Source organism: Streptomyces sp. NPDC051183 (assembly GCF_040682455.1).
GTDB lineage: Bacteria > Actinomycetota > Actinomycetes > Streptomycetales > Streptomycetaceae > Streptomyces.
In genome coordinates this window covers 1-18145 of sequence record NZ_JBFBBA010000053.1, presented here as the reverse complement: position 1 = coordinate 18145, position 18145 = coordinate 1, and the positions used below count along the sequence as shown (strand labels likewise).

Here is an 18145-nt window from a genome sequence, read left to right as displayed (position 1 = left end):
TTCGTACACGGGCACGGCAGGTGGGCCCCACCGCAACGGCCATCGTAAGCGAGGACGTGGTCGCGTCGGGAGGTCCGCCGTAGCCCTGAGGGCGTGGGCGCCCGGATTGAGAACGTACGGGGGCCGCCGAAGGTGCCGGGGTGAGGGAAAAGTGTTCGCCCCCGGCGCAGCGGCGCACGAGAATCCCTCCATGGAGCCCACCACCCTGAAGACAGCCCGCCTGGACCTGCGCCCCTTCGCCCCGGCCGACGAGGACGAGGTCTTCGCCGCCTGCCAGGACCCCGACATCCAGCGCTGGACCATGGTCCCCTCCCCCTACCTGCGCGAGCACGCCGTCGGGTTCGTGGGCGAGCTGGTCCCGAACGGCTGGCGCGACGACACCGTCTACTCCTTCGCCGTCCGCATCGGCGCCGACGGCCCGCTCGTCGCGGCCGTCGGCCTCCACGTGCACGAGACATTGAGGACGAAGGGGTACGAGATCGGCTACTGGGCCGTCAAGGAGCACCGCGGCCAGGGCTTCATGGCCGAGGCCGTGGACGCCGTCGTCCGCTGGGCCTTCACCGAGCTGGGCGCCGTACGCGTCGAATGGCGCGCCGAGGCCGGCAACACGGGCTCGCAGGCCGTCGCCGAGAAGGTCGGCTTCCGCATCGAGGGGCTCATGCGGGCCTCGCTCCACTGCGGCGGCACCGTGCGGGACTCCTGGGTCGGCGCCCTGCTCCCCTCCGACCTGGATCTGCCCTCCCGGCTCCCGTACGAGCCCGCTGTCAGTGGCGCCGCCTAGGGTCCCGTACGAGCCCGCTGTCAGTGGCGCCGCCTAGGCTGCCGGCATGACCTCGATCTCGCTGTCCGCCGACGAAGCCCGCCGGATCGCCCTGCGCGCGCAGGGCTTCCTCGGGGCGCCCGACCGCAAGGGCGGGGTGCGGGGCGTGCTGCGGCACCTGGGCGCCGTCCAGCTGGACACGATCTCCGTCCTGGCCCGCTCGCACGAGCTCATCCCGTACGCCCGCCTGGGCGCCGTCGGCCGGCCGGCCGTCGAGGCGGCGTACTGGTCGGACCGGCACGCCTTCGAGTACTGGTCGCATGCGGCCTGCATCCTGCCCATCGAGGAATGGCCGCACTTCGCCTTCCGCCGCCGGATCAAGCGGGCCCACGGCTACCGCTGGCACAGGATGAAGGACAAGGAGGCGTCCTGCCGGCTGGTCCTGGACCGGCTGCGCGCAGAGGGCCCGCTGACCTCGACCGAGCTGGGCGGCGCGAAGAACGGCGGCCCCTGGTGGGACTGGTCCGAGACCAAGATCGCGGTGGAGTGGCTGCTGGACGCCGGTGACGTGGTCGTCACCGAACGCCGCGGCTGGAAGCGGGTCTACGACCTCCCCGAACGGGTGGTGCCGGACGCGCTGCTCCATGACGACCTGGACGACCGCGAGTGCCTGCGCCGCCTGGTCGCGCTGGCCGGCCAGTCCCTGGGCGTCGGCACCCGCGCCGACATCGCCGACTACCACCGCCTCAAGGGCGAGCAGTTCGACGCAGTGGCCGAGGACTCCGGGCTGGTCCAGGTCGAGGTCGAGGGCTGGACCAAGCCCGCCTGGGCCGACCCCGCGGCGCTGGCGGCCCCGCCGCGCGGCCGCCACCGCACCACGCTCCTGTCCCCGTTCGACTCCCTGGTCTGGGACCGGCCGCGCACGGAGCGGATCTTCGGCTTCACCCACAGGCTGGAGGCGTACGTCCCCAAGCCCAAGCGGATACACGGCTACTTCGCGATGCCGCTGCTGACCGGCGGCCGCCTCCAGGGGCGCGCCGACCCGGCCCGCGAGGGCACGACCCTGGTGGCCCGCCAGCTCTCCCTGACCACCCCCGGGGCAGCGGCGCCGATGGCCGCCGCCCTGCGCGAGGCCGCGCAGTGGGTGGGCTGCGACTCCGTACGCGTCGAGCGCGCGGCCACCCCGGCCGAGGCGGCGGCGGTCACCGCCGAACTCGCCGCGCTCTGACCGGGCGCGAGGCGGAACCCCGGGGGCTAGCGGTGCACCCGGGCCGCTCGTATGATCATGGCGGGATGGGGCTCGTAGCGCAGTGGTCGTCGCGCCTTCACCGCATGTGGGAAGACGCCGGTTCGAATCCGGCCGGCCCCATCCCGACTCTTTCCGCCGTCGCCGCCGGGGTCGCCGTCAGCCGGTGCAGCCCGCTACCGCGCCGGACGGGCTGCAGTTGTTCGGCTGGTTGTCGCGGACCGTGTCCCCGCTCAGGGTGAGCACGCCGGACGCCTTGAAGATGCCCCCGCCGTCACCCGCCCGGTTGTGGGTGACGGTGTTCTGCTCCAGGGTGCTCGTGCCCAGCCCCGTGGTCCCACCGGCGTGGTAGAGACCGCCGCCCTGCGCCGTGCCGCCCTTGGCGGTGGCCGCGTTGTGGAGGATCTCGTTGCGGCTCGCCCTCAGGGTGCCGCCGTCGGGGTTGTCGACGCCGCCGCCCTGCGCCGTGCCGTTCGGGGCCTCGGCGGTATTGCGGGTGATCTGGCTGTCGCTCAGGTCGAGCGTGCCGAAGGGACCCATGCGTACGCCGCCCCCGCGCGCGGTGCCGCCCTCGGCGACCGTCCGGTTGCCGCTGATCTTCACGCCGGTCACGGTCATCAGGCCGTTGTTCGCGATGCCGCCGCCCTGCGCCACGCCGTGCGGGGCCTCCGAGATGTTGGCGAGGACGGAGCCGCCGGTCACGGTCAGCCTGCCGGGCTCCGGAACACCGTTGGAGACCGCGGCACGCGCGATTCCCCCGGGGGCGAAGGCCCGGTTCTTGCTGATGACCGTGTTCTCGATGGTCGTCTCCGCGAAGCTGATGATGCCCGCGGCGAAGGCGGTGCTCTGGGTGTCCTTGGTGACGGTCGCGGTGTTCCCGGTGAGCTTGGAGTCGGTGAGGGTCAGCGGACCGTCGTTCGAGATGCCCCCGCCTGCGGCGGCCCCGCCGGTTGCGCTCCCGCTGTAGACGACGTGGTTCCCGGTCACTTCGGTGTCGCTGATGCTCGCGGTGCCGGGGCTGTCGATGGCGCCGCCCTGGGCGAAGACGTCCGATGCGGAGGTGTTGCCGGTGAACTTGCTGCGGGTCACCTTCATCGTTCCGGTGTTGGAGATTCCGCCGCCGCAGGCGAGGCCCGGGGGGTCGGGAAAGGCGGGGCAGTCCGTGGCGTAGCCGCCGCTGATGGTCGTGTGGTTCAGCGTCAGGTCGCCCGTCGGGCCGACGAAGACGATCCGGAACCTCGGCACCTTGTGCCCGCGGTCCTCCCGCTCGATCGTGGCCCCGCGCCCGTCGATGGTGATCTCACTGGTGATCACCGGCAGCCCGTTGCCGGGATTCACGGGGTCCGGCGCCGTCAGCTCGTACGTGCACTTGCGCGCGAGCCGGAGCGTGTCCGGTCCCGGCGTGCTGTTCGCGGTGTTGACCGCCTCGACGAGATCCGGGACCGAGCAGCCCACTTGCACGGTGGCGGCGTGCGCGGCCGGTGCCGGGACGGCCACCAGGGCGCCCGCGACGAGGCCGAGAACGGCCGGGACATGCCGACGGAACATCGGAGGTTCCTCCTTGTGCGACGTACGGCCGGTCATCAGGGACCGCGGCCGGCCGAGCCCAGCCGACCACGTGCCAGGGTGGTCGGCTTCCCGGCGTGATCCGTACGGGCGCCCGGACAGCCCGTACGGATCACGAAGTCGCACGAACGGCTCAAGGGACCCGCGCCGGCGCCGCCTCAGCCTCCGCCTCCGCCTCCGCCTCCGCCCGCGCTAGCGGATCTCCAGGATCTTCTCCCGCATCGCGTAGACCACCGCTTCCATCCTGGAGTGCAGCTGCAGCTTCTCCAGGATGTTGCGCACGTGGTTCTTCACGGTGTTCTCGGAGATGAACAACTCCTTGGCGATGTCCCGGTTGTTCATCCCGGTGGCCACCAGCTTCAGGACCTCCAGCTCCCGGTCCGTCAGCCGCGGCGCCGGCACCAGCCGCCGCTCGTCGGTGCGCTGGATCATCGACTTGAACTCGGTCAGCAGCTTCGACGCCATGGACGGGCTGATCTGAGACTGCCCGTCCGCCACCGCGCGGATCGCCGTCGCGACCTCGTCCGTCGAGATCTCCTTGAGCAGGTACCCGGTCGCACCCGCCTTGATCGCGTCGTAGAGGTCGGCCTCCTCGTCGCTGATCGTCAGCATGATGATCTTCGCGGAGGGCGCCACCTCCTTGATGGACGTGCACGCCTCGATCCCGCCGCGCCTGGGCATCCGTACGTCCATCAGCACGATGTCCGGCAGCAGGTCGGCCGCCTTGTCCACCGCCTCCGCGCCGTCCCCGGCCTCGCCGACGACCTGGATGTCCTCCTCCTGCGCGAGGACGATCTCCAGCCCGCGCCGGAACAGCGCGTGGTCGTCGACCACGAGCACCCGGATCGGCTCCCCGGCGGGTTCCCCGGCCCGCTCTTCCGCCGGCTCCCAACCACGGCAGCCCCCACCGTCGTCACCACGCACCGGCCCGAAGCTGTCCGCCATCGTTCCTCCCCCTGCACCGCATGTGCTGAGCTCTGGGCCAATCCGACGGGGACGGCCGCCGGTTGACTGCCCGCCATGATTCCATGCCCGCACGACCACAGGGGGAGCCGCCGGATACCGGCCGACTGTTACAAGTCATACGGGTGCCCCCGCGGACACCGGAGCGTCCGACGGGGGCACCGCGCGAAAACCGTGCCCGGCGTCAGCCGCCGAGCGCACCGCCCGCGCCGGCGCCGTCGAGCTCACCCGAGCTGGACGCCGTGTCGGCGTTGAGGTGGATCACGCCGTAGTCGTAGCCGTGGCGCCGGTAGACGACGCTGGGCATCTTGGTGTCGGAGTCGACGAACAGGTAGAAGTCGTGGCCGACCAGCTCCATTTCGTAGAGAGCCTGGTCGAGCGACATGGGTGCGGCCGAGTGGGTCTTCTCGCGGACGATGAGGGGGCCTTCGCCCTGCACTTCCAGCGACCCGATCCGGGTGGTCGGGATCGCGCCCGCCTTCTCCTCGGTGACCGGCTGGCCGTTCCCGTTCAGGGTCGCGGCGTCCGGCACCACGTCGGCGACTTCCGCGGCGGAGAGCCGGCCGGTGCCGCGACGGGTGTGGCGCTTGTCGTGCTGCTTGCGCAGCCGGGCCTCCAGCTTGTCCTGAGCGAGGTCGAGCGCCGCGTACGGGTCGGCTGCGGCGGCTTCGGCACGGATGACCGGGCCCCGCGAACGCAGGGTGATCTCAACGCGGTCGGAACGGTCGGCCTGGCGCGGGTTGTGCTCCTTGGACACCTCGACGTCCAAGCTGATCACCTTGGCGTCGAGCTTCTGGATCCGCTCCGGATTCAGCTTCTCGGCCACGTGCTTGCGGAACCGGTCGGGCACCTCGGTCTTACGGCCCTTGACGACGATGTCCACGCAGAACTCCGTTCCCGGATAGCTCCGCCTCGGGGCGAAGCGTCTCCCTTTCGCACCAGACTCCGGTGAACACCGGAGCCTCGGACTTGGCGACTTTCACCTCCTCCTCCCCCATCGGCAAGATCTACACCCCACCGACTTCGGAGTCGAGAGACAGCCTCTGACACGAAGGTTCCAAAAAGTTCGAAACGTGCGATCCGATGCGTGGGGCCCGAGGCTCGCCAGTTCCTCACAACCGAACATATCCCTCTATGGCGGTTGTCGGCACCCGCTACCGGAACGTACCTCCGTTCAGGTGGCTCTTCCCTCTTACTACCTGCAACGATGCGCTTTCCCCTCCAGTTCCAAATCTATTCACAACTTTTTTGCTCTGTACGAGTTGCGGACCGGATCCGATGGAACGAGTCCGCGGACACGGCGACCACCGCGGCGCCCGCCACCGGCCCGATTCCCGCCGCGCGCAGCGCCCGCGCCGCCTCCACCAGCGTGGCTCCGGTCGTCATGAGGTCGTCCACGAGCACGATCCGACCCGCCCCCGCCGTCAGCCCCGCCGCGTCCCGGCAGGCCTCCAGGGCCCCCGCGAGGTTCTCCCGGCGCTGCCGCGCCCCGAGGCCCGCCTGGTCGGCGACCGCCCGCCGCAGCCGCAGTACGGGCGCCACGCGCGCCGCGACCCCCGCCCCGCGCAGCCGCGCCGAAGCCGCCAGCGCGATCCGCCGCGCCGGGTCGTGCCCGCGCGCCCGCACCTGCCGCCGCGCGGAGGGCACCGGGACCAGGGCCACCTCCCCCGGCTCCCCCGCCCCGCCCCCACCCGCCCGGACCGCCGCCGCCAGGGCTTCACCGAGCACGCCGGCCAGCGCCAGCGCCCCGCGCTCCTTGTGGGCCAGCAGGACCTCCCGTACGGCCCCTTCGTACGCGGCGCAGGCATGTACCACCGGCAGCCCCGCCGGGCGCGGAGACGGCCGCACACGCCGTGCCCCGGCCCCGCTCAGCGCCGACCGGCACCCGCCGCACAGCAGCACGCGGGCGGCGCCGCAGCCCGCGCAGTCCACCGGCAGGACCAGCCCGGCGAGCTCCTGCCACCACCCCAGCACGGCCACCACTGTTCCGGGCGCGGGCAGGCCGCCGCCACCCCTGTGGACAACCGTCGCGAGCGGCCCGACGGCCCGCGAAAGCCGCAGGTCAGCCCGGGTAGACCGGGGCTCTGCCGCCCGCCGCCACCGTGCGCCACTGGGCGCCCGGCGGCAGCCACACGATCCCGTCGTCGTCCGAGGACCCGACGACCGGCTTCTTCTCGTCCTCGGTCGCCGCGATCGCCTTCAGCCCGGTCGCCCCGGGCAGCCCGGCCGCGACCATCGAGCCGTCCGCCAGCATGTACCGGGCCTGCACCAGCCCGCCGCTCTCCCGGCCCACCACCAGCAGCCGGCCCCGCGGCGCCCAGCTCATCGCGTCCACGTCCGCCATCTGGGGGGCCGCCGGGCGCAGCTCGCGGACCGACACCCCCGGCGCGTCCGCCTTGCCCTCGGGCCGCTCCACCCGCCCGATGAACAGGTTCTTGGCACCCGCGCGCTGCACCAGCATCGCGAGGCGCACCCCGTCGGGCGAGGCCTTCAGCGCGGTGATCCGCCCGCCGTCGAGCCCGGCGACCTCGACCTTCTCGGGGGTCCCGGTGCCGCCCGGAACCCGCCACAGCACCAGGTTCTGCGGATCCTGGTCGGCGACCCACAAGTCACCGGACGCGTCCCAGGTGGGCGCGGTCAGCGCGTTCGGCTTGGCGCCCTTGCTGGTCAGCAGCGGCTGCGGCATGGCCCCCGTGGTCGTCAGGTTCACGACGTACAGGCCGTGCCCGTCCTCCGACACCACCGCCGCGCGCTTCTCGCCGTACGCCACGGCGGCCGTGCCCACCTTGAAGGACGGGTTGGCCGCCAGCGGCCCGGGGGCCGGCTCGGGCCGGTCCTGCTGGTCCTCCTTGTTGGGGTCCAGGTTCAGCCGCTGGAGGTGGTGCTCGCTGTCGACGTAGTACTGGTGCTCGGGAGGCAGGGGCCGGTTGGCGTTCACGGCCGCGCCCGCCTCGGTCACCCAGCACAGCGAGGACTTGTCCGAGCGCATCAGCTCGACCCGGTCGACCCGCTGGCCGCCCGTCAGGTCCTTGACCGTGTAGAGGAGTTGGGTCGCCATCTTCTGGCACTGCGGCTGCGCGACGTTGTCGGCCTTGTCGTTGAGCGGCACGCGCAGCGTGTTCTGCCCGTCGTACGCCAGGGACTTGGTGCCCTCGCGCAGTTCCGTCCCCGTGGGGAAGGCGGACGAGGCCACCGGACCCAGCCACTTGGACGGGCCGGCCAGCAGCGACTGCACCGTCTGCGTGGTCGGGTCCATCCGCGAGTCGGGGTCACTGCGCTGGCGCACGTAGACGGGATCGGCGACCAGCGTGTTGCCCGCGAAGTAGTACTTGTTGACCGGCATGTACATGCGCTCGAAGTCGGACTGGCTCAGCACCAGGCTGCTGGGCGGGGTCGAGATCCGCCACTGCTTGTTCTCCTCCGTGAGCTGGAGGAACTCCTCGTAGCGCCGCCCGCCGGTCTCCGGCTGGTACGCGCTGCGCTCGTCCACCGTGGCGAGGCGCTTGCCGGACACCTTGAAGCGCGGCCGCGAGGGGTCCTTCTCGCCCTGTACGGAGAACCGGTCGAGGCCGGCCGAGAGCACGGTGACGGCCGCGCCCGGCTTCCACTCCTTCGCGGCCTCCTCGGTGAGGTACTTGCGGGCCGTCTGCTGCTGCGGGTCGTCGCTGGTCATGGCCTCCAGGAAGCCGTCGACGATCTCCTGCGGGCTGGCCTTGTCGGCCGGCGGCACACCGAAGACGCGGACCTGCGAGTCGACGCCCTGCGAGGCCTGCACCGGCCGGATCTCGCCGCGGTCGGGCATGGAGGCGCAGCCGGCCAGCAGCAGCCCGGCCGCGCCGAGGGCGTACGCGCGCAGGGTCCGCGAGGTCCGCGAAGCCCCTGAGGCCCGCGAGGTCCGCCGTGAGGTCCGCAGGCTCCGTACGCCGCGACCGCGCGCGGCCCCGGTCTCAGCGTCCATCCGCTCCACCGGTTCCACCCGCTCCACCCGCTCCACCTGCTCGGTCCTCCTGCGCGGCCGCTCCGGCCTGCTCGGCCTGGCCCGCCTGGCCCGCCTGGTCGGCCTGGCCCGCCTGCTCGGCCTGACCCGCCTGGTCGGCCGGCCGCGTCACGACCCTGGCCCCGCTGCCCGGCAACGCCGTCGGGTCCGCGGGCACCGGCACCGCCCCCGCCACGGGCGACCGCGGCGGTATCGGCGAGCGGTCCACGGGCTCCGCCGCCTTGGCGGGCGCCGCGCTCCCGGCGGCGTCCGCGGCGGCCCTGGCCCGGTTGGCCCGCGAGTCCTCGGGCTCCAGCGGGATCGGCGACCCCCGCAGCGGCTCGTCCGCGGTGCGCGGCAGCGTCAGCCGGAACTGCGAACCGCCCCCGGGCTCGCCCCACGCCTGGAGCCAGCCGCCGTGCAGCCGGGCGTCCTCGACGGCGATGGACAGGCCCAGGCCCGTACCGCCCGTCGTGCGCGCCCGGGCCGGGTCGGCCCGCCAGAAGCGGTTGAAGACCCGGGTGGCCTCGCCCGGCTTGAGCCCGACCCCGTAGTCCCGTACGGCCACGGCGACGGCCCCGCCCGCGGACGCGAGCCGCACCACCACGTCACGGCCCTCGCCGTGCTCGACGGCGTTGACGACGAGGTTGCGCAGCACCCGCTCCACGCGCCGGGCGTCGGCCTCCGCTATCACCGGCTGGGTGTCGCCGAGGATCCGGATCCGGGTGCCCTTGTGCTCGGCGAGCGGTTCGGCCCCGTCGATGACGCGGCGTACGACGTCCCGCAGGTCGATCGGCTCCGCCTCCAGCGCGGCGGCGCCCGCGTCGAACCGGCTGATCTCCAGCAGGTCGGCGAGCAGCGACTCGAAGCGGTCGAGCTGCCCGGCGAGCAGCTCGGCCGAGCGCGCGGTGACCGGGTCGAAGTCGACCCGGGCGTCGTGGATGACGTCGGCCGCCATGCGTACCGTCGTGAGGGGTGTGCGCAGCTCGTGGGAGACGTCCGAGACGAACCTGCGCTGCATCCGCGACAGGTCCTCCAGCTGCTGGATCTTCGTCTGGAGGTTTTGGGCCATCTTGTTGAAGGCCTCGCCCAGACGGGCGATGTCGTCCTCGCCGGTGACCTTCATCCGCTCCTGGAGCCGGCCGGCCGAGAGCCGCTCGGCGATCCCGGCAGCCATCCGCACGGGGGTCACGATCTGGCGCACGACGAGCCAGGCGATGGCGCTGAGCAGCACCACGACGAAGAGTCCGGCCGTGGCGATGGTGCTCTTGACCAGGTTGAGGGACTCCTCCTCCTGCGTCAGCGGGAAGAGGTAGTACAGGTCGTAGGGCTCGCCGTTGATGTCGGTCAGCCGCTTGCCCACGACCAGCGCGGGCTCCGGGTTCTTCTCGCCTGCGCCGGCGGTGTACCGGATCTGCGAGAAGCCCTTGTAGGCGCCGGTGGCGCGGTTGACGGCCTTGCGCAGCGAGAGCGGGACGCTCGCGGTCGGGTCGACGTCACCGGAGGCGCGGGCGCCGCGGACCCCGATCGCACGGCCGGGGGGCTGTTCTTCGCCGGTGCCGGTGCCCGCCCCGAGCGCGGCGACCTCGAAGGCCGTCTGCCCGCCACTTGCCAGCTGCTTGACCAGCGAGTTCATCCAGGTACTGGCGTCCCGGCCGGCCTTGTTGTCGGTGGCGTCGGGCCCGTCCACCGTGGCGGGGGCGTTGGCCTTCTCCTGTGCGACCGCGAACCCTCCCGCGGCCTGGCTCTGCGCGGCCTCCTCCTTGGCGTCGAGGAGGCCCTTGCTGACCTGGGCGATCACGACGAAGCCGAGCGCGAGGACCACGGCCAGTGACATCAGCAGGGTGGCGGCGACCACCCGCAGCTGGATGTTGCGCCGCCAGATCCGGACAGCCGGAAGCAGCGGCCGTCGCACGAGGCGTACGAACAGCCGCAGCACGGGGCCGCCCGGTGCTCCGTCAGCGACGTGACGAAGCGCCCGGCCGCCCCGCAGGGCTCCCCTGCGGGAACCGCTCCGGGGCTTGCCGGGCTGCACGTCAGCTCGGTCCGGCCTTGTAGCCGACACCGCGCACCGTCACGACGATCTCGGGGCGCTCCGGATCCTTCTCGACCTTGGAGCGCAGGCGCTGCACGTGCACGTTGACCAGGCGCGTGTCCGCCGCGTGCCGGTAGCCCCAGACCTGCTCCAGCAGCACCTCGCGGGTGAACACCTGCCAGGGCTTGCGCGCGAGGGCGACCAGGAGGTCGAACTCGAGCGGGGTCAGGGCGATGGAGGCACCGTCCCGCTTGACCGAGTGCCCGGCCACGTCGATGACCAGGTCACCGATGGCCAGCTGCTCGGGCGCGGGCTCCTCCGACCGGCGCAGGCGGGCCCGGATGCGGGCCACCAGCTCCTTCGGCTTGAACGGCTTGACGATGTAGTCGTCGGCCCCGGACTCCAGGCCCACGACCACGTCGACCGTGTCGCTCTTGGCCGTGAGCATGACGATCGGCACGCCGGACTCGGCCCGGATCAGCCTGCACACCTCTATGCCGTCCCGTCCGGGCAGCATGAGGTCGAGCAGCACCAGGTCCGGCTTCGCCTCCCGGAAGGCAGCAAGTGCCTTGTCACCGTCTGCTACGAACGACGGCTCAAAACCTTCTCCCCGCAGCACAATGCCGAGCATCTCGGCCAGCGCGGTGTCGTCGTCGACGACGAGGACGCGTCCCTTCATGGTTGACATCATCCCATTAGCTAATCGTTACCTGGCGGTGAGCTGTCCCACAGCCAAAGGGGCTGGAAATCGCCCCTCGGACCTGCGTGGTGATCAGGGCGACCAGTCTGCCCCGGATCCGCGCGACAATTGAAGGTGCGGGCGGCCACGGATAGGGGGACGGCTGGTCCGTATGACGTTCTCACATGGCACGATGGCAGCCGGACCAAGCGCCCCGCCTCCCCTGCAGTGCACGTGAAGGAGCGACGATGAACGACTCTCCGGGCTGGGCTACGCCCGGATCCTCCCCGTCCGACAACGGTCAGGGGGCGGACGGCGCAGACGGCACCCAGCCTCCCGCGCAGCCCGCGCAGCCGGCCGGCGACCCGAAGTGGTCTGCCGAGCAGCCCCCGCCCGGACAGTGGTCGAGCCCCGGCAGCACGGGCACGGGCAGCGGCGCCACCGGCACCGGCCCGGGAGCACCCGCCCCCGACCCGGCCGCGCCTTCGCAGCAGGGCACGGGCTGGGGATCGTACGGCGGGCAGCAGGGCTCCCAGTACGCGGGCCAGTACGGCTACCCGGGCGGGCCCGGCGCCCACTGGGGCAAGCCCCCCGCGGCCAAGCCCGGCGTGATCCCGCTGCGCCCCCTCGGCATGGGCGAGATCCTCGACGGCGCGGTCGCCACCATGCGCAAGCACTGGCGCTCCGTCCTGCCGATCGCCCTGGTCGTGGCCACCGTCGTACAGCTCTGCAGCGTGCTGATACAGAAGTACGCCCTGTCCGAGCTCGACCTCGAATCCGAACCGACGACCCTGACCGAGGCCTTCGACACCCTCGGCAGCCTCCTGCTCGCTTCGGGCGCGGACCTCTTCATCCAGCTCGTCGGCTCCGTCGTGGCCACCGCCATGCTCACGATGATCTTCAGCCGGGCGGTACTCGGACACACCTCGTCCATCGGCGCCGCCTGGCGCGACGCCCGCCCCCAGCTGCTGCGGCTGGTCGGCCTGACCTTCATCCTGGCGCTCGGCGCGATCCTGGTGATCGGCGTACTGGCCGTGCCCGGCGCCATCGTCGACAGCTACGGCCTCATCTTCCTCGGCATCTTCACCGGCTTCGGACTGGTCGTCTGGCTCTGGATCGCGCTCAGCCTGGCCTCGCCCGCGCTGATGCTGGAGAAGGCGCCGGTGTTCAAGGCCCTGACCCGGTCCTGGAAGCTGGTCCGCGGCTCGTGGTGGCGCATCTTCGGCATCACCGCCCTCACCCAGCTCATCACCGGCTTCATCTCCTCGATCATCGTCCTCCCGCTGACCGCCGTGGGCGCGGCCTTCTTCGGCGACGGCCTGAGCAGCCTCGCCGAGGGCACCGGCCAGGACAGCTGGGGCTACCTGATCCTCACGGCGGTCGGCCTGGTCATCGCGCTGACCATCACCATGCCGATGCAGGCCGGCGTCACCGTCCTGCTCTACGTCGACCAGCGCATCCGCCGCGAGGCCCTCGACCTGGAGCTCGCCCGAGCCGCCGGCGTCGAGAACTACGGCGCGGGGACCAGCACACCGCCGTCGGCCGGAGGCTGATCCGGGGATGATCCATTCGGGGGGGCCGGTGACGACGGGACGCGACGCGGCCCGTGAGGCGGCCGAGCACGAGCTGTCCAAGCCGGTGTACCACCAGAACGACCCGGGCCTGCTCCAGCGCGCCATGGACCGGTTCTGGGAGTGGGTCGGCGACCTCCTCGACCGCGCCTCCGGGTCCGCTCCCGGCGGCACCCTCGGCCTGGTCGCCATCGCCGTCCTGATCGTCCTGGCCGTCACCGCCCTGTGGTGGCGCCTCGGCTCCCCCCGCCGCGGCGCCGCCGGCGCCGGCGACCTCTTCGACGACGGCATCCGCAGCGCCGCCGACCACCGCGCGGCCGCCGAGGCGCACGCCTCCGCGGGCCGCTGGACCGAAGCCGTCCAGGAGCGGATGCGCGCGGTCGTGCGCGCCCTGGAGGAACGCACCCTCCTGGACCCCCGCCCCGGCCGCACCGCCGACGAGGCCGCCGCCGAGGCATCCGCGTCCCTCCCGGACCACACCGCCGAACTGCGCGCCGCGGCCCGCGCCTTCGACGACGTCACCTACGGCGGCCGCCCCGGCGACGCCGACACCTACGCCCGCCTGCGCACCCTCGACCTGGCCCTGGACCGCACCAAGCCCCTCCTGACAGGCCCCCAGTCATGACGGCCCCCACCCCGAACCCCGACCCCACCGCGCCCTCGGCCACACCCGACCCGACGTCGGCCCCCGGGCCCACCACGTCCGCAGCCGCACCCGCCCCGGCAACCCCCGCCGCAGGCACCCCCGCGCCCGACGCGACGTCGGCCCCTGAACCCGCACCGTCTTCTGACGCGACGCCCGGACCCGCCGCGCACGCAGCCGCGCCCGCACCGTCCCCGGACGGAACGTCGGCCCCCGGGCACGCACCGACCGCTGACGCGACGCCCGCACCCGGCCCGGCGCCCACGCCCGACCGGCCAGCCCCCACCGCAGGCGGATCCGCGCCCGCGCCCGCGCTCGGCACGGCGCCCACGACCGTTCCGTACTCGGCGCCGACGCCCGGCGGGGCGGTGCCGCGTGACCCCGGCGGCTCCGCCGCCCAGGGTGTCGCGCTGCTCCTCGCCCCCGATGGCCCCAAGGCCCCCAAGGCCCCCCGCAGGGGACCGGCCGGGGTCTGGGGCCGCGCCCGCGGGATCGCCGTCGCCCTCGCGGTGCTCCTCGCCGCCGCGATCACCATGGCCGCCCTCAACTCCGGCGCCCACCACGGCTACCTCGACCCCCGCTCCGCCGACCCCTACGGCAGCCGGGCCGTCGCCGAACTGCTCAAAGCCCGCGGCGTCACCGTCCGCGTCGTCACCACCGCCCGCGAAGCCGCCGACGCCGCGGGCCCCGACGCGACCCTCCTCGTCACCGACCCCGACCTGCTCGGCGAGAGCCAGCGCCGCACCATCCGCTCCGCCATCGACCTCTCCGGCGGCCGCACCGTACTCCTCGCCCCCGGCCCCGCAGGCCTCCCCGACCTCGCCCCCGGCACCCAACTGCGCGGCGACGCCCCCGAGGACAACCTCGACCCCGCCTGCACCCTGCCCGCCGCAACCTCCGCGGGCCGCGCCGGCACCGGCGACGGCTACCGCTACAGCACAGGCACAGGCACAGGCACCAACACCGGCACCGGCACCGGCACCGGCGGAGCCACCGCCTGCTACCCCAGCCACGGCTACCCCACCCTCCTCGTCCTCCCCACGGGAACCACCGGCGGCGACACCGTCCTCCTCGGCTCCGAGACGATCCTCCTCAACCGGAGCCTCGCCAAGGAGGGCAACGCCTCCCTCGCCCTCCAACTCCTCGGCTCCCGCCCCGACCTCGTCTGGTACATGCCGTCCCTCTCGGACACCGACCCCGACGCCGCCGGCCGCCAGGACAAGACCTTCCTCGAACTCATCCCCGACGGCTGGAACTGGGCCCTGCTCCAGCTCTTCACCGCCGCCGCCCTCGCCGCCCTCTGGCGCGCCCGCCGCCTCGGCCCGCTCGTCACCGAACGGCTGCCCGTCGCCATCCGCGCCTCCGAGGCCACCGAGGGCCGCGCCCGCCTCTACCGCAAGGCCGGCGCCCGCGACCGCGCCGCCACCGTGCTGCGCGCCGCCACCCGCGAACGCCTCGCCGCACTGGTCGGCGTACCGGCCGCCCAGGCACACGACCCCGCGGCCCTGGTCCCCGCCGTCTCCGCCCGGTTCCCGGACGGCACCCGGGAGAACCTCACCGCCCTCCTCTTCGGCACCACCCCCGCCGACGACGCGGCACTCGTCGCGCTCGCCGACCACCTCGACGCCCTCGAAAGAGAGGTCCGCACCTCATGACGGCCACCACGGACAGCGCCCGCTCCGCCCTGGAGGCGCTCCGAACCGAGATCGCGAAGGCCGTGGTCGGCCAGGACTCCGCCGTCACCGGTCTCGTCGTCGCGCTCCTGTGCCGCGGCCACGTCCTCCTCGAAGGCGTCCCCGGCGTCGCGAAGACCCTCCTCGTACGGGCCCTCGCCGCGTCCCTCGAACTCGACACCAAGCGCGTCCAGTTCACCCCCGACCTGATGCCGAGCGACGTCACCGGCTCGCTCGTCTACGACGCCCGCACCGCCGAGTTCTCCTTCCAGAACGGCCCGGTCTTCACCAACCTCCTCCTCGCGGACGAGATCAACCGCACGCCGCCCAAGACCCAGTCCTCCCTCCTCGAAGCCATGGAGGAGCGCCAGGTCACCGTCGACGGCACCCCGCGGGCGCTCCCCGAGCCCTTCCTCGTCGCCGCCACCATGAACCCCGTCGAGTACGAGGGCACGTACCCGCTCCCCGAGGCCCAACTCGACCGCTTCCTGCTGAAGCTGACGGTCCCGCTGCCCTCCCGCGAGGACGAGATCGGCGTACTGACCCGGCACGCCGCCGGCTTCAACCCGCGCGACCTGCACGCCGCCGGCGTCCGCCCGGTCGCCGGCCCGGCCGAGCTCGAAGCGGCCCGCGAGGCCGTCGCCAAGGTCTCCGTCTCCCCCGAGATCACCGGCTACGTCGTCGACATCTGCCGCGCCACCCGCGAATCGCCCTCCCTCACCCTCGGCGTCTCCCCGCGCGGCGCGACCGCCCTGCTGGCCACCGCCCGCGCCTGGGCCTGGCTGACCGGCCGCGACTACGTCACCCCCGACGACGTCAAGGCACTCGCCCTGCCCACCCTGCGCCACCGCGTCCAGCTCCGCCCGGAAGCCGAAATGGAAGGCGTCACCCCGGACTCGGTGATCTCGGCGATCCTCGCCCACGTCCCCGTCCCGCGCTGATGGCCCTCACCGGACGCGCCGCCCTGCTCGCGGCCCTCGGCAGCATCCCCGTCGGCATCCTCGAACCGAGCTGGACGGGGATGCTCGCGGTCAACGGCCCCCTCGCCCTGGCCTGCGCGGTCGACTACGCCCTCGCCGCGCCCGTCCGCACCCTCGTCCTGGCCCGCTCCGGTGACACCTCGGTCCGACTCGGCGAGACCGCGGACGTCCACCTCACCGTCACGAACCCGAGCACCCGCAAGCTCCGCGCCCGCGTCCGCGACGCCTGGCCCCCGAGCAGCTGGCTCCCGGGCACCGACGCCGCCGCGTCCCGCCACCGGGTCACCGTCCCCGGCGGCGAGCGCCGCCGCCTCACCACCCGCCTGCGGCCCACCCGCCGCGGCGACCGGCAGACCGACCGCGTGACGATCCGCTCGTACGGCCCGCTGGGCCTCCTCGCCCGCCAGGGCTCCCACAAGATCCCCTGGACGGTACGGGTCCTGCCGCCCTTCACCAGCCGCAAGCACCTGCCCTCGCGGCTCGCCCGGCTGCGCGAGCTGGACGGCCGCACCAGCGTCCTGACCCGCGGCGAAGGCACCGAGTTCGACAGCCTGCGCGACTACGTCCCCGGCGACGACACCCGTTCCATCGACTGGCGCGCCACCGCCCGCCAGCACAAGGTCGCCGTCCGCACCTGGCGCCCGGAACGCGACCGGCACATCCTGATCTGCCTCGACACCGGCCGCACCTCGGCCGGCCGCGTCGGCGACGCACCCCGCCTGGACGCGTCCATGGACGCCGCCCTCCTGCTCACGGCCCTGGCCACCCGCGCCGGCGACCGCGTGGACCTGCTGGCCCACGACCGCCGCCCCCGCGCCCAGATCCAGGCCCGCTCGGCCGCCGACACCCTGCTGGCCTTCGTCAACGCCATGGCCACCCTGGAGCCGGAGCTCGTCGAAACCGACTCCAAGACCCTGGTCTCCACCATCCTGCGCAACGCCCCGCGCCGCTCCCTGGTGGTCCTCCTGACGAGCCTGGACGCGGCCCCCATCGAAGAGGGCCTGCTGCCGCTCCTCCCCCGCCTCACCCAGCGCCACACGGTCCTGCTGGCCTCGGTGGCCGACCCGCACATCGCGCAGATGGCCGCCGCCCGCGGTTCGCTGGACGCGGTCTACGAGGCCGCCGCGGCCACCCAGTCCCAGTCCCAGCGCCGCCGCACCGCCGAGCAGCTCACCCGCCACGGCGTCCACGTCGTCGACGCCACCCCCGACACCCTGGCCCCGTCCCTGGCCGACGCCTACCTCTCCCTGAAGGCCGCCGGCCGACTGTGACCACCTGATCACTTCCTCACGGGCACGCACCGTCCCGACCTGGATACGCTGGGCGAGGCACCCACCAGGAGGGCACCATGGCCGACCTCACCCCCGAGCAGATGCGCCGCATGCACGACTTCGCGGAGCAACTCTCGGACCGGTGGAAGGTGCAGACCACCGACGGTCAGATCTTCCTCACGATGATGAGCCCCATGGCGCCTCACAGGCTGAACGTGGTGCGTCTGCGCCGCCAGATCGAGGCCCAGACACCCGAGGTCATGGCTCTCAACGACACGAACATGGGCGATCCGGTGACAGGCCTGACCAAGGTCCCCGACCTCATGGTCATCGCCGAGGAAGACACCGACGACACGGCGAAGGTCGTCAGCTCCCGCGATGTCCTGATGGTGATTGAGGTCGTCTCGCGTACGAATTCCCTCACCGGCATCCGCGACAAGCTCCACGACTATCCGAGGATGGGGATCCCGCTCTATGTCGTGGTGGACCCCCGCAAGGACAAGAAGACCGCCACGGTGCACAGCGACCCCTCGGAGGGGCCTGACGGCGTCCGCTACCGCAAGAAGGTCCCCTATGCCTTCGGGGACACCCTCACCGCCGGTCGTTGGACGCTCGACACGAGCAGCCTCAAGAGCTACCCCTCCGACTGGTAGGACCCGCCGGTACCAGCCCTATCGGGCCCGCACCCGGCCCGTAAACGCAGAAAAGCCCCGCACCATAAGGTGCGGGGCTTTCCCACAATGATTGTTCGGCGGCGTCCTACTCTCCCACAGGGTCCCCCC

At 73.0% G+C, this 18145-nt stretch carries 15 protein-coding genes and 1 tRNA gene; 9 read left to right on the top strand and 7 right to left on the bottom strand.

Annotated elements, in window-relative coordinates; all coding sequences use genetic code 11:
- The first annotated feature begins 190 nt into the window (after positions 1-190).
- From AB0M99_RS32880 to AB0M99_RS32870, 3 genes are all read left to right on the top strand, one after another.
- Positions 191-781 (top strand): GNAT family protein, encoded by a 591-nt coding sequence (locus AB0M99_RS32880; RefSeq protein ID WP_365926998.1) that lies wholly within the window; start codon positions 191-193, stop codon positions 779-781.
- 46 nt (positions 782-827) lie between these two features.
- On the top strand, positions 828-1988 hold the full coding sequence (locus tag AB0M99_RS32875; RefSeq protein WP_365926997.1) for a crosslink repair DNA glycosylase YcaQ family protein: 1161 nt from the start codon (positions 828-830) through the stop codon (positions 1986-1988).
- A gap of 67 nt (positions 1989-2055) precedes the next feature.
- Positions 2056-2129 (top strand) — tRNA-Ala (locus AB0M99_RS32870).
- A 36-nt stretch (positions 2130-2165) separates the two neighbouring features.
- Here AB0M99_RS32870 and AB0M99_RS32865 read toward each other — a convergent pair.
- The 7 genes from AB0M99_RS32865 to mtrA all read right to left on the bottom strand — a co-directional run bounded on the left by AB0M99_RS32865 (position 2166) and on the right by mtrA (position 11237).
- A complete protein-coding gene (locus AB0M99_RS32865) occupies positions 2166-3554 on the bottom strand; it encodes a hypothetical protein (RefSeq protein WP_365926995.1) in 1389 nt (462 codons plus the stop codon).
- Positions 3555-3764: 210 nt separating this feature from the next.
- Complete coding sequence (locus AB0M99_RS32860) at positions 3765-4517, bottom strand: response regulator transcription factor (protein WP_365926993.1); 753 nt, start codon at positions 4515-4517, stop codon at positions 3765-3767.
- A 202-nt stretch (positions 4518-4719) separates the two neighbouring features.
- The gene (raiA, locus tag AB0M99_RS32855) at positions 4720-5418 is read right to left on the bottom strand and encodes a ribosome-associated translation inhibitor RaiA (protein WP_365926991.1); all 699 of its coding nucleotides are present in this window, start codon (positions 5416-5418) and stop codon (positions 4720-4722) included.
- 350 nt (positions 5419-5768) lie between these two features.
- A complete protein-coding gene (locus AB0M99_RS32850) occupies positions 5769-6509 on the bottom strand; it encodes a ComF family protein (protein ID WP_365927028.1) in 741 nt (246 codons plus the stop codon).
- An 88-nt stretch (positions 6510-6597) separates the two neighbouring features.
- Positions 6598-8493 (bottom strand): LpqB family beta-propeller domain-containing protein, encoded by a 1896-nt coding sequence (locus AB0M99_RS32845; RefSeq protein ID WP_365926989.1) that lies wholly within the window; start codon positions 8491-8493, stop codon positions 6598-6600.
- Positions 8483-10504 (bottom strand): MtrAB system histidine kinase MtrB, encoded by a 2022-nt coding sequence (gene mtrB, locus AB0M99_RS32840; RefSeq protein ID WP_365927026.1) that lies wholly within the window; start codon positions 10502-10504, stop codon positions 8483-8485. Before mtrB ends, AB0M99_RS32845 begins: the two co-directional genes overlap by 11 nt.
- Before the next feature lie 43 nt (positions 10505-10547).
- The gene (mtrA, locus tag AB0M99_RS32835) at positions 10548-11237 is read right to left on the bottom strand and encodes a two-component system response regulator MtrA (protein WP_189747360.1); all 690 of its coding nucleotides are present in this window, start codon (positions 11235-11237) and stop codon (positions 10548-10550) included.
- Between the two features lie 236 nt (positions 11238-11473).
- Here mtrA and AB0M99_RS32830 point away from each other — a divergent pair, with 236 nt between their 5' ends.
- From AB0M99_RS32830 to AB0M99_RS32805, 6 genes are all read left to right on the top strand, one after another.
- Complete coding sequence (locus AB0M99_RS32830) at positions 11474-12778, top strand: hypothetical protein (RefSeq protein WP_365926986.1); 1305 nt, start codon at positions 11474-11476, stop codon at positions 12776-12778.
- 7 nt (positions 12779-12785) lie between these two features.
- Complete coding sequence (locus AB0M99_RS32825) at positions 12786-13421, top strand: DUF4129 domain-containing protein (RefSeq protein ID WP_365926984.1); 636 nt, start codon at positions 12786-12788, stop codon at positions 13419-13421.
- A 428-nt stretch (positions 13422-13849) separates the two neighbouring features.
- Entirely contained in the window at positions 13850-15094 is a 1245-nt protein-coding gene (locus tag AB0M99_RS32820; RefSeq protein ID WP_365927024.1) for a DUF4350 domain-containing protein, read from the top strand.
- A complete protein-coding gene (locus AB0M99_RS32815) occupies positions 15091-16053 on the top strand; it encodes a MoxR family ATPase (protein ID WP_365926983.1) in 963 nt (320 codons plus the stop codon). The genes AB0M99_RS32820 and AB0M99_RS32815 overlap by 4 nt, the downstream gene beginning before the upstream one ends.
- A complete protein-coding gene (locus AB0M99_RS32810) occupies positions 16053-17363 on the top strand; it encodes a DUF58 domain-containing protein (protein WP_365926981.1) in 1311 nt (436 codons plus the stop codon). Before AB0M99_RS32815 ends, AB0M99_RS32810 begins: the two co-directional genes overlap by 1 nt.
- 77 nt (positions 17364-17440) lie before the next feature.
- Positions 17441-18016, top strand: coding sequence for a Uma2 family endonuclease (locus AB0M99_RS32805; RefSeq protein WP_365926979.1), 576 nt, complete (start codon positions 17441-17443; stop codon positions 18014-18016).
- Positions 18017-18145 lie beyond the last annotated feature (129 nt).

Bases quoted from the DNA above. Each gene is read 5' to 3' on its own strand.
- AB0M99_RS32880 (WP_365926998.1), top strand. From the start codon at position 191: ATGGAGCCCACCACCCTGAAGACAGCCCGCCTGGACCTGCGCCCCTTC.
- AB0M99_RS32875 (WP_365926997.1), top strand. From the start codon at position 828: ATGACCTCGATCTCGCTGTCCGCCGACGAAGCCCGCCGGATCGCCCTG.
- AB0M99_RS32865 (WP_365926995.1), bottom strand. From the start codon at position 3,554: ATGTTCCGTCGGCATGTCCCGGCCGTTCTCGGCCTCGTCGCGGGCGCC.
- AB0M99_RS32860 (WP_365926993.1), bottom strand. From the start codon at position 4,517: ATGGCGGACAGCTTCGGGCCGGTGCGTGGTGACGACGGTGGGGGCTGC.
- AB0M99_RS32845 (WP_365926989.1), bottom strand. From the start codon at position 8,493: ATGGACGCTGAGACCGGGGCCGCGCGCGGTCGCGGCGTACGGAGCCTG.
- mtrA (WP_189747360.1), bottom strand. From the start codon at position 11,237: ATGATGTCAACCATGAAGGGACGCGTCCTCGTCGTCGACGACGACACC.
- AB0M99_RS32830 (WP_365926986.1), top strand. From the start codon at position 11,474: ATGAACGACTCTCCGGGCTGGGCTACGCCCGGATCCTCCCCGTCCGAC.
- AB0M99_RS32825 (WP_365926984.1), top strand. From the start codon at position 12,786: ATGATCCATTCGGGGGGGCCGGTGACGACGGGACGCGACGCGGCCCGT.
- AB0M99_RS32815 (WP_365926983.1), top strand. From the start codon at position 15,091: ATGACGGCCACCACGGACAGCGCCCGCTCCGCCCTGGAGGCGCTCCGA.
- AB0M99_RS32810 (WP_365926981.1), top strand. From the start codon at position 16,053: ATGGCCCTCACCGGACGCGCCGCCCTGCTCGCGGCCCTCGGCAGCATC.
- AB0M99_RS32805 (WP_365926979.1), top strand. From the start codon at position 17,441: ATGGCCGACCTCACCCCCGAGCAGATGCGCCGCATGCACGACTTCGCG.